Here is a 15,185-nt window from a genome sequence, read left to right as displayed (position 1 = left end):
GGTGGTCAGGCCCCCAGTGCGGACTTGCGGTACTTCAGGAATGCGGCCTTCTGGTCGTTCGCGTACCACCACGGTGACTCGGTGGCGCGGTCGCCCAGGAAGGCGAAGTGCGGGGCCGCGTCGGCGAAGTGGCCCCCGAGGGAGAAGGCGAACGCGAACGCGTTGTGCGCGCCGATCGAGTTCCAGTCGGGGCGGTGGGCCGGGTGCAGCACGGAGACCTGGGCGGCGTTGCGGAGGTCGTCGCGGACCGGGACGCCCCGCATATAGGCGGTGGCCTCGGAGCCGTCCAGTTCGAGCCAGTGCTCGATGTGGGCGAGCGCCACCAGGGCAGCGGAGTTCGAGCCGTCGGGGGCGGCGGTCGCGCACTCCCGGGCGAAGCCGTGTGCCGCCTCCCAGGAGCCGCTCCACTTCGGGCACAGCTGCTGGAGGAGCTGGACCTGGGCGCGGTAGTGGTGCGGGTGGTGGGCGGAGAGGCGGTCGTAGCGGCGGCGGGCCTCCGCGTGGCCCAGTTGCAGACCGCGCGCGGTCATCAGACGGGCCGTCCAGGCGGGGGCGTATCCGGGCTGCTCGGCGCAGACCTCGATGAGGATCTGCTCGGCCTTGCGCAGCCAGCCGTGGAACCGGTCGAACTGGTCGCTGGAGACGTACTTCGCCCGGGCGCCGCTGCGGATGTCCCAGCCGATGTACACGTACCGCTCGGCGAGGGCGGCGCGGGGCAGCGGGTCGCCGGGGTGGTCGGCGACCGCCCGCTGCAGCAGCACCTCGGTGCCGTCGATGCCGGCGAGGGCGGCGACGGCGGAGGAGACCTGGTCGACCGAGTCCAGGCCCGCGAAGTAGGCCTGTACGGCAGCCCAGTCGTCGGACCGGGCGGCCGTGCGCAGGGGGATCAGCTCCGGTGTGTTGTCGAACAGGTCGAAGGTCGGCCCGTTCGTGGGTATGACGCCGCCGCCGCTACCGCTCATTTCTCCGCCCCCTGGTGCTGATCAAGTCGCCGCAGGCTAGCACCAGGCTGTGACGACGATGAGAGGGGCGGGGCCGCCTTTAAGGTGCTCGGCATGAGCATCATCGGGGTCGGTATCGACGTGGCCGAGATCGAACGGTTCGCGGCGTCGCTGGAGCGCACGCCCGCTCTGGCCCAACGGCTTTTCGTGGAGCGCGAGTTGCTGCTGCCCAGCGGGGAACGGCGCGGGGTCGCCTCCCTCGCGGTGCGGTTCGCCGCCAAGGAGGCCCTGGCCAAGGCGCTCGGCGCCCCGCCCGGGCTGCTCTGGACGGACGCCGAGGTCTACGTCGAGGACAGCGGACAGCCTCGGCTGCGGGTGCGGGGGAGTGTCGCGGCGCGGGCGGCCGAACTGGGCGTCAGGGCCTGGCACGTGTCGCTGAGTCATGACGCGGGCGTGGCTTCGGCCGTGGTGATCGCCGAAGGGTGAGGGGGTCGGTGTGAGACTGGCGGCATGCGTACTGCCTATTGCGTGGACACGGTCAGGGCTGCCGAGCGGGAGCTGATGGCCCGGCTTCCGGAAGGCGCACTCATGCAGCGGGCCGCGGCCGGGCTGGCCGCCGCCTGCGCCGAGCTGCTGGGGCGGGTGTACGGGCGGCGGGTCGTGCTGCTGGTGGGGAGCGGGGACAACGGGGGTGACGCCCTGTACGCCGGGGCGCGGCTGGCCCGGCGCGGGGCCGGGGTCACCGCCGTTCTGACGGCTCCCGGACGCGCTCACCCCGGCGGTCTCGCGGCCCTGCGGCGGGCCGGGGGAGCGGTCGCGGGAACCGGCGCCGGCGAGGACCTCGTCGGACGGGCGGACCTCGTGGTCGACGGCATCGTGGGGATCGGCGGCAAGGGCGGACTGCGGCCCGGGGCCGCGGCGCTGGCCGCCGCCGCCGAGCGGTCCCGGGCCGCCGTCGTCGCCGTGGACCTGCCGAGCGGGGTGGAGGCGGACAGCGGGGAGGTGCGCGGAGCCGCCGTACGGGCCGACCTGACGGTCACGTTCGGCGTGCACAAACCGGGGCTGCTGGTGGATCCCGCGCGGGAGCACGCGGGGGTGGTGCGGTTCGTCGACATCGGGCTGGGCGGCGTACTGCCGGACGAGCCCGAGCTGGAGGCGCTGCAGCACGCGGACGTCGCCGCGCTGCTGCCGGTGCCCGGGGGCGAGAGCGACAAGTACCGGCGGGGCGTGGTCGGGATCGCCGCCGGGTCCTCGCGGTACCCGGGGGCGGCCGTGCTGGCCGTCGCGGGAGCGCTGCGGGGCGGGGCGGGGGCCGTGCGGTACGTCGGGCCCGCCGGGGAGGCCGTGCTCGCCCGCTTCCCGGAGACCCTCGTGTCGCACGAGGGGCCGCACCGGGCGGGGCGGGTGCAGGCGTGGGTGGTGGGGCCGGGGGCCGGGGACGACGCCGCCACCGTCGCGGAGGTGCTGGCGACGGACGTGCCGGTGCTGCTGGACGCGGACGGGCTGCGGCTCGCCGAGCGGGAGACCGTACGGGGGCGCGGCGCGCCGACGCTGATGACCCCGCACGCCGGGGAGGCCGCCGCGCTGCTGGGAGTCGCCCGCGAGGAGGTCGAGAGCACGCGGCTGGCGAGCGTGCGGGAACTGGCGGCGCGGTACGGGGCGACCGTGCTGCTGAAGGGGTCGACGACCCTCGTCGCCGGGCCCGACGGCGGGCCGGTGCGGGTGAACGCGACCGGGACGCCCTGGCTCGCCACCGCCGGCAGCGGGGACGTGCTGTCCGGCCTCGCCGGGTCGCTGCTGGCCGCCGGGCTGAGCGCACGGGACGCGGGGAGCGTGGGCGCGTATCTGCACGGCCTGGCCGGACGGTTCGCGGCGCAGGGCGCTCCGGTGGGCGCGCACGACCTGGCCGAGGCGATCCCGGCGGCGTGGCGGGACGTACGGGACTGAGGGGCGTGGCCCCTGGCGGGGCCCAGGTCTGGTGGGGGCCGTGGTGGTTGGCGCGTGGCGTCGCGTCGGTGGGGTTGCGGTTGTTGGCGCGGGGTGGCACAGCGCCGGGGCGTGACTCCTGGCGCGGGGTTGGCAACGCGCCGGGGGCCTGGCACGGGGTGGCATTGCGCTGGTGGGGGCCCGTGGTCCCCGGCCGGGGTGGCATCGCGCGGGTGAGGGCCGTCCCCGCCCGGGGGGTCGCGGACCGGTGGGGGCCGTCGTTCCCGCCCGGGTTGGCAGCGGACCGGTGAGGGGCGTCGTTGCCCGCGGGAGGTGGCTTCCCCCAGAGGGGGGACCCCGGGTGGGCACCGGCCCGGTACTTGAGGGGCCGTCCGGCGGCTCTGAGACACTGGGCGCGATGAGTGAGACTGCCATGCCGCCCGCCGCCCCGTCGCGCGCCCGCGCCGAGATAGACCTGGCCGCGCTGCGCGCCAACGTGCGGACCCTGCGCGCCAAGGCGCCCGGGGCGGCGTTCATGGCCGTGGTCAAGGCCGACGGATACGGGCACGGTGCCCTGCCGTGCGCCCGGGCCGCCGTCGAGGCCGGAGCCACCTGGGTGGGGACCGCCACGCCCGAGGAGGCCCTCGCGCTGCGCGCCTCGGGCGGGCTGCCCGCGGACGTGCGGATCATGTGCTGGCTGTGGACGCCGGGCGGGCCCTGGCGGGAGGCCGTCGAGGCCGACCTCGACATGTCCGTCAGCGGGCTGTGGGCGCTGGAGGAGGTCGTCCTCGCGGCGCACGCGCTGGGCCGGCCCGCGCGCGTCCAGCTCAAGGCCGACACCGGGCTGGGCCGCAACGGCTGCCAGCCGGGCGACGACTGGGCCCGGCTCGTCGCCGGCGCGCTGGAGGCCGAGGAGGCCGGGCTCGTCCGGATCACCGGGCTGTGGTCGCACTTCGCCTGCGCCGACGAGCCCGGGCATCCCTCCATCGCCGCCCAGCTCGGCCTCTTCCGCGAGATGGTCGCGTACGCCGAGCAGCGGGGCGTACGTCCCGAGGTGCGGCACATCGCCAACTCGCCGGCCACGCTCACCCTCCCGGAGACCCACTTCGACCTCGTCCGCCCGGGCATCGCGATGTACGGCGTCTCGCCCGCCCCCGCCCTCGGCTCCTCCGCCGACCTCGGGCTGCGCCCGGTGATGACCCTGACGGCCTCGCTGGCCCTGGTGAAGCAGGTCCCGGGCGGGCACGGCGTGAGTTACGGCCATCACTACGTCACCCCCGGCGAGACCACCCTCGGTCTCGTCCCGCTGGGCTACGCGGACGGGATCCCCCGGCACGCCTCCGGGAACGGACCGGTCCTGGTGGCGGGCAAGTGGCGTACGGTCGCGGGCCGGATCGCGATGGACCAGTTCGTCGTCGACCTCGGCGGCGACGAACCGGGCCCCGGCGCGGAGGCCGTGCTCTTCGGGCCCGGCGACCGCGGCGAGCCCACCGCGCAGGACTGGGCGCAGGCGGCCGGAACCATCGGCTACGAGATCGTCACGCGCATCGGATCGCGGGTTCCCCGCGTCTATGTGAACGAGTGACGAAGCGGGTAACCCGCGGGTAGGACACATCGTCGTCAGCCGACGGGCCGTGACCGCGGTGTCGGTCACCCTGGTGGACAAGAGGAGCGGTACGTGAGCGAGAGCAGTGCGGAGGCAGTGGCGGACGCCGCCTCGGCGGCCGCCGCCGTCGCCTCCGCCACGGGGGCGGCCGGGGGCTGGCGCCGGGCGACCGGTATCGCCGGCGCCGCGATAGGCGTGATCGCCGCGGGTGCCGCGGCCGGTGTCGCCGTGGAGCGGATGACCGTGGGGCGCGCGATGCGGGCGAAGGCCCGGCTCGCGCTCGACGCGGCGGGGCCGTACGGCGCCCTGCGCGGCACACCCGGCAAGGCCGTCGCCGACGACGGCACCGAGCTGTACTACGAGGTCGACGACGTGGAGCCGCAGGGCGGGCCGGCCGGGCGGCGCCGACGGCTCTTCGGGCGCAAGGCGCCCCTCCCCGTCACCGTCGTCTTCAGCCACGGCTACTGCCTCACCCAGGACTCCTGGCACTTCCAGCGGGCGGCGCTGCGGGGCGTCGTACGGACCGTGCACTGGGACCAGCGCAGCCACGGGCGGTCCGCGCGCGGCGCGGCCCAGCTCGACGACGGGGTGCCGCTCACCATCGACCAGCTGGGACGCGACCTGAAGGCCGTGATCGACACGGCCGCGCCCGAGGGGCCGATCGTGCTCGTCGGGCACTCCATGGGCGGTATGACGGTCATGGCACTCGCCGCGCAGTACCCGGAGTTCATCCGGGAGCGGGTCGTCGCCACCGCCTTCGTGGGCACGTCCTCCGGCCGGCTCGGCGAGGTCAACTTCGGGCTGCCGGTCGCGGGCGTCAACGCGGTGCGGCGGGTGCTTCCCGGGGTGCTGAAGGCGCTCGGGCAGCAGGCGGCGCTGGTGGAGAAGGGGCGGCGGGCCACCGCCGATCTGTTCGCGGGGATCATCAAGCGGTACTCGTTCGCGTCCCGCGACGTGGATCCGGCCGTGGCGCGGTTCGCCGAGCGGATGATCGAGGGGACGCCCATCGACGTCGTCGCCGAGTTCTACCCGGCCTTCACGGATCACGACAAGACCGAGGCGCTCACCCACTTCGCCGACATGCCGGTGCTCGTGCTGGCGGGCATCGGCGACCTCGTCACCCCGAGCGAGCACAGCGAGGCCATCGCCGACCTGCTCCCGGACGCCGAACTGGTCCTCGTACCGGACGCCGGGCACCTGGTGATGCTGGAACACCCGGAAGTGGTCACCGACCGCCTCGCCGACCTGCTCACCCGCGCGGGTGCCGTCCCGGCAGGGGCTACCGTGGGGGGCTATGGAAGCACCAGCAGCACCGCACGACCCGGCTGAGACCGAGCTGACCGTCACCTCCCCGGAACAGATGCGTGAGCTGGGCCGCCGTCTGGCCAAACTGCTGCGCGCCGGCGACCTCGTGATGCTCAGCGGGGAGCTCGGCGCGGGCAAGACGACGCTGACGCGCGGGCTCGGCGAGGGGCTCGGGGTCCGGGGTGCCGTCACCTCGCCGACCTTCGTGATCGCCCGCGTGCATCCGTCCCTCGGGGACGGTCCGCCGCTCGTCCACGTCGACGCGTACCGCCTGGGCGGCGGGCTCGACGAGATGGAGGACCTCGACCTCGACGTGTCCCTGCCCGAGTCCGTGGTCGTCGTGGAGTGGGGCGAGGGGAAGGTCGAGGAGCTGACCGACGAGCGGCTCCAGGTCCTCATCCACCGGGCCGTCGGGGACACCACCGACGAGGTGCGGCAGGTGACCGTCACCGGGCTCGGCGAGCGGTGGGCGGCGGCGGACCTGAGCGTCCTGGCGGCGTAGGCGGGGTCCTTCCGCGGGGTGAATGTTTCCGACAGGACGTCGGCAAAATGTTGCATTCGGGGTCTTGTGCGTGGTCACATGGTATCCAGTCCGTGGTTAGGTCTGCCTAACTAGGTCCCGCCCCGCCCTCCGGGAGGCGCCCATGCCGGCCACCGAGCCCCAGGCCCCCAAGGCCCAGCCGCCGCGGCCCTTCACCCTCGCGGGGGCGTCCATGCGCGAGCTGCTGGAGTCGTGCGCCGCGGCCGATGCGGTGTCGAGACCGCCGCGGCTGCCCGACCCGGCGCCGGTACGGAAGCGGGTCGACCACCCCAGGGCGGCATAGGAGGACCGGCGGATCACCACGACCCCGCCGGCCGGGTGTCGGCCGCTTCGGCGGATCCTCGCCCGCTGCCCGGGTGAGGAGGTTCAGCGGATCACCACGATCCGCTGTCCGATCGTCGCGAAGTCCCACATCGCGTCGCCGTCCGCCCGCGACTGCCGGATGCCGCCCGTCGGCACCGTCGAGTCCGGTGCGGGCCGGGAGCCGTCCACCGCCGCGCTGAAGCCGATGGTCACGTCGTTGACGGTGGCGAAGCGGACGACGTGTTCCACGGGGGTGCCGTCGGTGCCGGTGGCCGTGCCCGAGCGGGAGGTGACGGCGTAGGTGCCGGGGGGCGGGTCCACCCGGCCGGGGGCGACCGGGAACGTGCGCTCGACGTTGCCCGCCATGCCGACCAGCCACACCCGGTTGTCGTCCAGCGAGTACACGACCCGCCGGCCGTGTCCGGAGCCCGTCGGCAGCGCCGTGGGGTGGGCCCGGTCGCGGGGTGCCTTCTTGGCGGCGGTGGAGGCGCCCGCGTGCGGCCGGGCCAGGCCGGGGGGCACGTTCGCCGACGCCTGGTAGGCGAGGACCCCGACCGTCGCGAGGGCCGCCGCCGTGAGCCCGGCGACACACGCCGAGCTGCTGACTGCCACCAGCGATCACCTCATCGTCATCGTCGTCGTCAGCGCGCCCACCGTCGCGCCCACCGTCGCAAACGGTGCAATCCGCGCATCTCGCGCTTGCCGGCGACGTTAGCAGCCGTCGCGGGCCCGACCTGGACATCCGACACAGGCGCCGGGGAGCCGTAGGCTGTTTGCGTGCTCTTGCTCGCTCTGGATACCGCCACTCCCGCCGTCACCGTCGCGCTGCACGACGGCACGGACGTCATCGCCTCCTCGAGCCAGGTGGACGCGCGCCGGCACGGCGAGCTGCTGCTGCCGGCCGTCGACCGGCTCCTCGCCGAGGCGGGCCGCAGGCTGGACGCCGTCACCGCGATCGTCGTCGGCATCGGCCCCGGCCCCTACACCGGACTGCGCGTCGGCCTGATGACCGCCGACACCTTCGGGCTCGCGCTCGGCGTCCCCGTGCACGGGCTGTGCACCCTCGACGGCCTCGCCTACGCCTCCGACATCGACGGCCCCTTCGTCGTGGCGACCGACGCCCGCCGCAAGGAGGTCTACTGGGCGCGCTACGCCGACTCCCGCACCCGCGTCACGGAGCCCGCCGTGGACCGGCCCGCCGACATCGCCGAGCAGGTGGCCGGACTGCCCGCCGTCGGCGCGGGCGCGCTGCTGTACCCGGACACCTTCCCGAGCGCGCACGAGCCGGAGCACGTGTCGGCGGCGGCGCTGGCCTCCCTGGCCGCCGAGCGGCTGGCGGCGGGCGGGGAACTCCCGGCCCCGCGCCCGCTGTACCTGCGCCGGCCCGACGCCCAGGTCCCCAAGAACTACAAGGTGGTCACCCCCAAGTGACCGAAGCCGTGACGCCGCGTCTGCGCGAGATGCGCTGGTGGGACATCGATCCCGTGCTGGAACTGGAGAAGGACCTCTTCCCCGAGGACGCCTGGTCCCGGGGCATGTTCTGGTCCGAACTGGCGCACTCCCGGGGGCCCGAGGCGACCCGCCGCTATGTCGTCGCCGAGCAGGGCGACGGGCGCGTCGTCGGCTACGCCGGCCTCGCCTCCTCCGGGGACCTCGCCGACGTCCAGACCATCGCCGTCGCCCGCGAACAGTGGGGCACCGGCCTCGGCAGCCGCCTGCTGACCGAACTGCTGCGGGCGGCGACCGCCTTCGAGTGCGCCGAGGTGATGCTCGAGTGCCGGGTGGACAACGTCCGGGCGCAGAAACTCTACGAACGCCACGGCTTCGAACCGATCGGCTTCCGGCGCGGCTACTACCAGCCCGGGAACGTGGACGCGCTGGTGATGCGCCTCACCGATCCCTCGGCATCCGCGGCCCAGGCAGGACCAGAAGCACAAGAAGACCAAGGAACCGACTCCCATGGCTGACGAACCCCTCGTCCTCGGCATCGAGACCTCCTGCGACGAGACCGGCGTCGGCATCGTCCGGGGCACCACCCTGCTGGCCGACGCCATCGCCTCCAGCGTCGACGAGCACGCCCGCTTCGGCGGGGTCGTCCCCGAGGTCGCGTCCCGCGCCCACCTCGAGGCGATGGTCCCCACCATCGACCGGGCGCTGAAGGAAGCCGGGGTGAGCGCGAAGGACCTCGACGGCATCGCCGTCACGGCGGGCCCCGGTCTGGCCGGTGCCCTGCTGGTGGGCGTCTCGGCGGCGAAGACGTACGCCTACGCCCTCGGCAAGCCCCTCTACGGCGTCAACCACCTCGCCTCGCACATCTGCGTGGACCAGCTGGAGCACGGCCCGCTGCCCGAGCCGACGATGGCGCTCCTGGTGAGCGGCGGGCACTCGTCCCTGCTGCTGTCCTCGGACATCACCTCGGACGTCCGCCCCATGGGCGCGACCATCGACGACGCGGCGGGCGAGGCCTTCGACAAGATCGCGCGCGTGCTGAACCTGGGCTTCCCCGGCGGGCCGGTCATCGACCGCTACGCCCGCGAGGGCGACCCGGCGGCCATCAGCTTCCCGCGCGGCCTGACCGGCCCGCGCGACCCGGCGTACGACTTCTCCTTCTCCGGCCTGAAGACGGCCGTCGCCCGCTGGATCGAGGCGAAGCGCGCGGCCGGCGAGGAGGTCCCGGTGCGGGACGTGGCGGCCTCGTTCCAGGAGGCGGTGGTGGACGTGCTGACCCGCAAGGCCGTCCGCGCCTGCAAGGACGAGGGCGTCGACCACCTGATGATCGGCGGTGGCGTCGCCGCCAACTCCCGGCTGCGCGCCCTGGCCCAGGAGCGCTGCGAGGCGGCGGGCATCCGGCTCCGGGTCCCCCGCCCCAAGCTGTGCACGGACAACGGCGCGATGGTGGCCGCCCTGGGCGCCGAGATGGTGGCGCGCAACCGGGCGGCGTCGGGCTGGGACCTCTCGGCGGACTCCTCCCTCCCGGTGACGGACCCGCACGTCCCCGGCCGGGACCACGACCATGTGCACGAGGTCGCCAAGGACAACCTCTACTCATGACGGTCGCACTGATGTGGGAGGCCCGGGCGGCGGAAGGCCGCGGCGGCGAACTCCTCGCCTGGGCCGAGGCCCAGCCCCTCCCGGAACGCCCCCTGCGCCGCGAGACCTTCCGCGCCCCCCAGGACCGCGTCCTGGTCATCACCTGGTGGGACGCGGACCCCGGTGACACCGGCGTGCCCGAACTCCCCGAACCGGCGGCGGATCTGGTGACCCGTCCGGTCCACCGCTGGCGCTTCGAGCCGGTCGAGCGCGCCTGGTACGCCGTCCGCTGCGTCTTCCGGCACGGCCCGCTGGACGTCTACGAGGAGCGCGTCACCCTGTGGACCGCCGACTCGCCCGACGAGGCGATCGCCCGCGCGGAGACGGAGGCCGCCGAGTACTGCGCGGCGCTCGACGAAGTCGAGTACGTCCGCTTCGCCGAGGTCTGCGCACTGGGCGGGCCGCCCGGACAGGGCGCCGAGGTCTTCTCCCTCATGCGCGAGAGCACCCTGCCGCCGGGGGAGTACGTGACGCGGTACTTCGCCACCGGCGCGGAGCGCACCGCCGAGCCGGGCCACGGGCCCGGTCCCCGCGTCCGCCGGCGGTGACGGCCGCGGCCGTCACGGCTGGGGTGCCGACAGGGTCCACACCGAGGTGACCAGGGCCGTGCAGGAGAGGGCGACGGCCACGGTCCCGGTCAGGGTCGCGTGGGTCATGACGAGGCCCACGACGGTGCCGAGGGCGGCGCCGGCGGCGGCGGTCCGCAGTCCCGCGTGCCAGGGAGGCACGGGGCGTACGGCGGTGCCGGGCGGGAGGACGAAGGCGTCCCGCAGGTCCGCGCGCACGGTCGTGTCGTCGTGGAAGAGCACGGCGGCCGGGGGACGGTCCCGCAGTCGCCCGAGGGGGACCAGACGGGTGCCGTCGGGCAGGACGGGCACGGCGGGGCGGCGGCTGCCCGGGGGCGCGCCGTGCACGGTCACCGGCAGTTCGGCCGGCGGCTCGTGCAGGGCGGGATGCCACATGACCCGCTGCCAGTGCCGGCCCTCGGGCGCGCTCAGCTCCAGCCAGGTCGCCGTCGGGGCACGCCAGGGCGCCCGGCGGGTGCCCACCCGGACCCGGGCCGTCATCGGGCGGCCGGGGCGGCGGGCGGTCAGCCGGAAGCGCAGACCACGCCAGAGCCAGACGAGGGTCAGGGGGAGGGCCACCGCGGCGCCCAGGAAGACCGGAACGACGAGGTCGTCCTCCTCCGCCGTCTCGTCCGGGTCGGCCGGGAAGCCCCGGGGACGGCCGGCCGCGGGGTCGTAGGCGACGCCGAATTCCTCGCCCTTGCCGTAACGGCCGGTGTCGTAGACGCCGAAACGCTGGACGTGGAGGTGCCCGCCGCCGTCCGTCCAGCGCACACGGACGTCCTCGTCGTCGCCGACGCCGTCCTCGACGACCACACCGGTCGTGCGGGCCGTGGCCCGGTCGCGGGCGTCCAGATAGCGTCCGGCGTGGACGCCCAGCCAGGCCGCGAACAGGGCGTAGCCGAGGACGGTGACGGCCACGCCGAGGAGACCCGTGCGCAGGGGGTGTCTCATGCGGGCGTCTCCTTGGGGCGGGCGTGGGTGCGGGCGGCGAGCGGGTGGTGGCCGAGGAGGAGGGTGGCCGTGTCGAGGAGGCCCGTGCGCGGGGGGTGGCTCATGCGGGCGTTTCCTCGGGGCGGGCTTTCGTGAGCAGGGCGCGGGGCCGGGACGGGTCGGCGGTGGACACGGCCTCGCCGAGCAGTTCACGCAGGTCGACCGTCCGGCCGTCCGGGGCGGTCAGGACCGTCGTCATCCAGCGGGTCGCCGGGGTCCACCCCGATGTCTCCAGCACCTCGGCCAGCGCCCCCGCCACCGCCGCGGCGTAGACCGTGCGGGCCAGTTGTCCGCGTACGGCGCGGGGTGCCCACCGCAGCCCGGGCTCCAGCCGGCGGGCCAGCCGCTGCCAGGTGCCGTCGGCGAGCGTGTCCAGGGCCGCCGCGACCGCGGCCGCCGGGGTGTCGTGGCCGGTGGCCCGGAACAGCAGCGCCGTGCCGGTGCCGTCGTCGAGTCCGCGCAGTTCCCCGGGGTCGAGTCCGAGCAGCCGTACCGGCTCCACGTCGTCCTCCTCCTCGCCGTCCTGCAGGGCGAGACGGTGGACGCACCAGCGGGCGGTCTCCGCCGCCTGCCGCAGCGGAACCGGCCCGCCGCCGTACGTCCCCGTGCCCGGGAGCGCGGGCAGGGCAGCCAGACGGGTCGCCACGGGCGGGTGGTCGGCCGTGTCGTACGGGTCGAGCGCGTCCTCGTCGGCGGCGGTACGGGCGGCGCGGCGGGCCACGTGCGGGTCGGCGAGAGCGGTGTCGAGGGCGTCGTAGAAGTCCGCGGGCCAGGCGTCCCGTTCGGCCAGCGCGGCCAGCCAGGTCTCGCCGAGACCCTCGAAGACGGCGTGCAGCGCCACGGTCCGGCGCAGCGCCGACCCCGTGGCCTCGGCGCCGGCGACGCGGGCCGCGTCGGCGTCGGCGGCCGTCTCCGCCCGCCAGAGCCCGGGCCGGGAGGCGCGCAGCAGCGGGGCCGCCGGCGCCGCGAGGGGGCGGACGCGGCCCTCCAGGCGGTGGGCGAGGCGGGAGCGGGCGTACCGCAGGAAGGCGTCGCCGCGGCCGGCGATATGGCGTTCGTGGGCCAGTTCGTGGGCGATCACGGAGGCGAGCTCGGCCTCCGTGAGGGTGCGCAGCAGGGGCAGACCGAGGAGCAGGACGTGGGAGCGCACCCCGGCGACCCGGACCCGTCCCAGGGACGCCTGGACGCCCGGCACGATCCGGACGAGCAGGGGTGCGCGGAAGCCGAGCCGCTCGGCCACGTCCCGGACGAGCGCGGCCAGTCCGGGTTCGTCGCCGGGGTTCACGGCGCGCCCGGGCAGCGGTCCGCGTTCCCGCGCGACGGCGCCGGTGATGCCGAACCAGAACAGCAGCACGGGGGCGAGGGGTGACCAGTCCGGGCCCCACAGCAGGGCGCCGGCGAGCAGGGCCGTGCCCACGACGGCGGCGGGGAGCCCGCTCAGGGCCAGCAGGGCGGCGCCCAGCAGCCAGGGCCGGGCGGTGTGCCGCGGGGGCGGCTCCGGTATGGGGATGTCCATGGGCGGTGGTTCCCGTCGCGCGGGTGGGTGTCGGCGGATTCTGCCACGCCGACACCCGCCTGCCGCACCTCAATTACGCGAAACCCGCACGTCGCACCGCAGCCGCCGCCCCGCCCCGGCCTCCCGCACCGCCCCCGTCAGCCGCACCCGGGCCACCTCCCGCACCTCGGCGCTGGACGTCCCGAGCCGCAGCTCCAGGTCCCCCGGCTCGATCACCCGGCGCCCCGAGCGGTCGGTGAAGGCGGACAGGTCGGCGTGGAAGCCGAAGGTCACACGGGCCGACGCGCCGGGCTCCAGCTCCAGCCGCTGGTAGCCGATCAGCCGTACGTCGGGACGCGTCACGCTCGCCACCGGGTCGTGCAGGTACAGCTGGACGACCTCCGCACCCGCCCGGTCCCCGGTGTTGCGGACGGTCACCGACACGTCGTACGAGCCGTCCGTACCGATCTCCTGGTCCGGGCCGCCGGTGAAGTCCTCCCAGGCGAAGGCCGTGTAGGAGCGGCCGTGGCCGAAGGGGTACAGCGGGGTCGGGTCCAGGCTGCTGACCTGGCCCGCCAGGCCCAGCGGCGGCTGGAGGTAGGTCCAGGGCTGGCCGCCCGGCACGCGCGGCACGCTCACCGGGAGGCGGCCGGAGGGGTTGACGCGGCCCGACAGCACGCCGGCCACTGCCGGGCCGCCCTCCTCCCCGGGGAAGAAGGCCTGGACGACCGCGCCCAGCCGACCGTGCCAGCGGCCGAGCGCGTACGGGCGGCCGGTGAGGAGGACCAGGACGACCGGGACGCCCGTCGCGATCAGCGCGTCCAGCAGGTCGCCCTGGACGCCCGGCAGGTTCAGGTCGGCCACGTCGCAGCCCTCGCCCGAGGTGCCCCGGCCGAACAGTCCGGCCCGGTCGCCGAGCACGGCCACGCACACGTCGGCCTCCGAGGCGCGGGTGATGGCCTCCGTGAATCCGGACGGGTCCGGGTCAGAGACCCCGCAGCCCTCGGTGAACGTCACCTTCGCGTCCGGGAGTTCGGTCCGCAGGGACTCCAGCAGGGTCGGGATGCCGATGCCCGTCTCGACCTCGGGGTGGTGGGTGAGGACGTGTGACGGGAAGGAGTAGCAGCCGAGCATGGCGAGCGCGTCCGCCGCCCTGGGGCCCACCACCGCGATCCTCGTGTCGGGGGCGAGGGGGAGCAGGCCGTCCGGGTTGTCCAGCAGGACCACCGACTCCTCCGCCAGCCGGCGGGCCAGCGCGCGGTTCGCCGGCGGGTCGAGGTCGACCGACTCGGGGGTCTCCGGCTGCCAGTCCTCGTCCAGCAGGCCCAGCTCGCACTTCTGGAGCAGCACGCGGCGGGCCGCCCGGTCGACCAGTTCCTCCGGGATCTCGCCCGCCCGGACGGCCGCGACCAGCGCCTCGCCGTAGTGCTTCACCGTCGGCAGCTCGACGTCGATGCCGGCCTCCAGCGCGAGGCGCGCGGTCTCGGCCGGGGTGCCGGCCACCCGGTGCAGGGTCTGCAGGAAGGCGATGCCGAAGTAGTCGGCGACGACGGTGCCCGTGAAGCCCCACTCGTCGCGCAGGAGCCGGGTCAGCAGTTCGGGGTCGGCGGAGGCGGGCACGCCGTCCCGTTCCGTGTAGGCGGCCATCACCGAGCGGGCGCCGCCCTCGCGCAGCGCCATCTCGAAGGGGGGAAGCGTCACGTCGGCGAACTCGCGGGTGCCCGCCCGGACCGGGGCCAGGTTGCGGGCGCCCGCGGAGGAGGCGTACCCGGCGAAGTGCTTGAGCGTGGCGACCACGCCCGCGGACTCCAGACCGCGGACGTAGGCCGTGCCGACCGTGCCGACCAGGTACGGGTCCTCGCCGATGGTCTCCTCGACCCGCCCCCACCGCGGGTCGCGGACGACGTCCAGGACGGGGGCCAGCCCCTGGTGCACGCCGACCGCGCGCAGGTCGCGGCCGATCGCCCGGCCCATCTCCTCCACCAGCGGCGGGTCGAAGGCGGCGCCCCAGGCGAGCGGCACCGGGTAGGCGGTGGCCCGCCAGGCGGTGAAGCCGGCCAGGCACTCCTCGTGGGCGACGGCCGGGATGCCGAAGCGGCCGGCCTCGGTGATGCGGCGCTGGGCGCGGGCCAGGGCGCGGGCGCCGAGCGCCGGGTCCACCGGGGCCGTGCCGAAGGAACGGGTCAGCTGGCCGAGCCCCCGGGTGATCAGCTCGGCGAAGTCGACGGCTACGTCGGCGGTCATGTCGTGCTGGTGCGGGGCGACTCCCTCGCCGTCCGTCGCGGCGCCGACCCACACGCCGTACAGCTGGGCGGTCCTCTCCTCCAGGGTCATCCGGGAGAGCAGGTCGTCGACACGGGTGGCGGCGGGCAGAGCGCGGTCACGCCAGGGGGCGGTGGTCATGAAACTCCTGTCAGGG

General features: G+C 75.4%; 14 protein-coding genes and 1 pseudogene. 10 read left to right on the top strand and 5 right to left on the bottom strand.

Translation table 11 applies throughout. From position 1 onward, the window contains the following. Window positions 1-5: 5 nt before the first annotated feature. Window positions 6-962, bottom strand: a complete 957-nt coding sequence (locus ACFY2L_RS17115; RefSeq protein WP_390658165.1) for a hypothetical protein — start codon at window positions 960-962, stop codon at window positions 6-8. A 93-nt stretch (window positions 963-1,055) separates the two neighbouring features. Between ACFY2L_RS17115 and ACFY2L_RS17110 the strand changes: the two genes are divergently transcribed. The 6 genes from ACFY2L_RS17110 to ACFY2L_RS17085 all read left to right on the top strand — a co-directional run bounded on the left by ACFY2L_RS17110 (window position 1,056) and on the right by ACFY2L_RS17085 (window position 6,602). Continuing rightward, window positions 1,056-1,427: a holo-ACP synthase gene (locus ACFY2L_RS17110; protein WP_390658166.1), complete on the top strand. Its 372-nt coding sequence runs from the start codon at window positions 1,056-1,058 to the stop codon at window positions 1,425-1,427. Between the two features lie 24 nt (window positions 1,428-1,451). Next, entirely contained in the window at window positions 1,452-2,888 is a 1,437-nt protein-coding gene (locus ACFY2L_RS17105; RefSeq protein WP_390658167.1) for an NAD(P)H-hydrate dehydratase, read from the top strand. 397 nt (window positions 2,889-3,285) lie between these two features. Continuing rightward, window positions 3,286-4,452: an alanine racemase gene (alr, locus tag ACFY2L_RS17100; RefSeq protein WP_390822694.1), complete on the top strand. Its 1,167-nt coding sequence runs from the start codon at window positions 3,286-3,288 to the stop codon at window positions 4,450-4,452. A gap of 93 nt (window positions 4,453-4,545) precedes the next feature. Beyond that, entirely contained in the window at window positions 4,546-5,802 is a 1,257-nt protein-coding gene (locus tag ACFY2L_RS17095; RefSeq protein WP_390658169.1) for an alpha/beta fold hydrolase, read from the top strand. Beyond that, window positions 5,768-6,280: a tRNA (adenosine(37)-N6)-threonylcarbamoyltransferase complex ATPase subunit type 1 TsaE gene (gene tsaE, locus ACFY2L_RS17090; RefSeq protein WP_390658170.1), complete on the top strand. Its 513-nt coding sequence runs from the start codon at window positions 5,768-5,770 to the stop codon at window positions 6,278-6,280. The genes ACFY2L_RS17095 and tsaE overlap by 35 nt, the downstream gene beginning before the upstream one ends. Before the next feature lie 142 nt (window positions 6,281-6,422). Next, window positions 6,423-6,602, top strand: a complete 180-nt coding sequence (locus tag ACFY2L_RS17085; RefSeq protein WP_390658171.1) for a hypothetical protein — start codon at window positions 6,423-6,425, stop codon at window positions 6,600-6,602. 83 nt (window positions 6,603-6,685) lie between these two features. On the opposite strand, the gene ACFY2L_RS17080 is transcribed toward ACFY2L_RS17085, so the two are convergent. After that, a complete protein-coding gene (locus tag ACFY2L_RS17080; RefSeq protein WP_390658172.1) occupies window positions 6,686-7,234 on the bottom strand; it encodes a hypothetical protein in 549 nt (182 codons plus the stop codon). Window positions 7,235-7,399: 165 nt separating this feature from the next. Between ACFY2L_RS17080 and tsaB the strand changes: the two genes are divergently transcribed. From tsaB to ACFY2L_RS17060, 4 genes and pseudogenes are all read left to right on the top strand, one after another. After that, complete coding sequence (gene tsaB / locus ACFY2L_RS17075) at window positions 7,400-8,053, top strand: tRNA (adenosine(37)-N6)-threonylcarbamoyltransferase complex dimerization subunit type 1 TsaB (RefSeq protein WP_390658173.1); 654 nt, start codon at window positions 7,400-7,402, stop codon at window positions 8,051-8,053. Continuing rightward, window positions 8,050-8,589, top strand: coding sequence for a ribosomal protein S18-alanine N-acetyltransferase (gene rimI, locus ACFY2L_RS17070; protein WP_390658174.1), 540 nt, complete (start codon window positions 8,050-8,052; stop codon window positions 8,587-8,589). The genes tsaB and rimI overlap by 4 nt, the downstream gene beginning before the upstream one ends. Then, the gene (tsaD, locus tag ACFY2L_RS17065) at window positions 8,582-9,673 is read left to right on the top strand and encodes a tRNA (adenosine(37)-N6)-threonylcarbamoyltransferase complex transferase subunit TsaD (protein WP_390658175.1); all 1,092 of its coding nucleotides are present in this window, start codon (window positions 8,582-8,584) and stop codon (window positions 9,671-9,673) included. The genes rimI and tsaD overlap by 8 nt, the downstream gene beginning before the upstream one ends. Then, window positions 9,670-9,921: pseudogene (locus tag ACFY2L_RS17060) on the top strand (hypothetical protein); the annotation flags it as partial. The gene tsaD and the pseudogene ACFY2L_RS17060, both read left to right, overlap by 4 nt. Window positions 9,922-10,272: 351 nt before the next feature. Here the strand turns inward: ACFY2L_RS17060 and ACFY2L_RS17055 are convergent. From ACFY2L_RS17055 to ACFY2L_RS17045, 3 genes are all read right to left on the bottom strand, one after another. After that, window positions 10,273-11,232, bottom strand: a complete 960-nt coding sequence (locus tag ACFY2L_RS17055) for a hypothetical protein (protein WP_390822693.1) — start codon at window positions 11,230-11,232, stop codon at window positions 10,273-10,275. Between the two features lie 100 nt (window positions 11,233-11,332). Next, the gene (locus ACFY2L_RS17050; RefSeq protein WP_390822692.1) at window positions 11,333-12,787 is read right to left on the bottom strand and encodes a hypothetical protein; all 1,455 of its coding nucleotides are present in this window, start codon (window positions 12,785-12,787) and stop codon (window positions 11,333-11,335) included. A 69-nt stretch (window positions 12,788-12,856) separates the two neighbouring features. Continuing rightward, window positions 12,857-15,169: a glycoside hydrolase family 3 N-terminal domain-containing protein gene (locus tag ACFY2L_RS17045; RefSeq protein WP_390658179.1), complete on the bottom strand. Its 2,313-nt coding sequence runs from the start codon at window positions 15,167-15,169 to the stop codon at window positions 12,857-12,859. Between the last annotated feature and the right edge of the window lie 16 nt (window positions 15,170-15,185).

Source organism: Streptomyces sp. NPDC001381, from assembly GCF_042895685.1.
Lineage (GTDB): Bacteria > Actinomycetota > Actinomycetes > Streptomycetales > Streptomycetaceae > Streptomyces.
The sequence above is the reverse complement of the archived record's forward strand: the minus strand, read 5'-3'. Positions and strand labels throughout refer to the sequence as shown.

Coding starts and splice junctions, on each gene's coding strand:
- ACFY2L_RS17115 (WP_390658165.1), bottom strand. CDS start 962: ATGAGCGGTAGCGGCGGCGGCGTCATACCCACGAACGGGCCGACCTTC.
- ACFY2L_RS17110 (WP_390658166.1), top strand. CDS start 1,056: ATGAGCATCATCGGGGTCGGTATCGACGTGGCCGAGATCGAACGGTTC.
- ACFY2L_RS17105 (WP_390658167.1), top strand. CDS start 1,452: ATGCGTACTGCCTATTGCGTGGACACGGTCAGGGCTGCCGAGCGGGAG.
- alr (WP_390822694.1), top strand. CDS start 3,286: ATGAGTGAGACTGCCATGCCGCCCGCCGCCCCGTCGCGCGCCCGCGCC.
- tsaE (WP_390658170.1), top strand. CDS start 5,768: ATGGAAGCACCAGCAGCACCGCACGACCCGGCTGAGACCGAGCTGACC.
- ACFY2L_RS17085 (WP_390658171.1), top strand. CDS start 6,423: ATGCCGGCCACCGAGCCCCAGGCCCCCAAGGCCCAGCCGCCGCGGCCC.
- tsaD (WP_390658175.1), top strand. CDS start 8,582: ATGGCTGACGAACCCCTCGTCCTCGGCATCGAGACCTCCTGCGACGAG.
- ACFY2L_RS17055 (WP_390822693.1), bottom strand. CDS start 11,232: ATGAGACACCCCCTGCGCACGGGTCTCCTCGGCGTGGCCGTCACCGTC.
- ACFY2L_RS17050 (WP_390822692.1), bottom strand. CDS start 12,787: ATGGACATCCCCATACCGGAGCCGCCCCCGCGGCACACCGCCCGGCCC.
- ACFY2L_RS17045 (WP_390658179.1), bottom strand. CDS start 15,169: ATGACCACCGCCCCCTGGCGTGACCGCGCTCTGCCCGCCGCCACCCGT.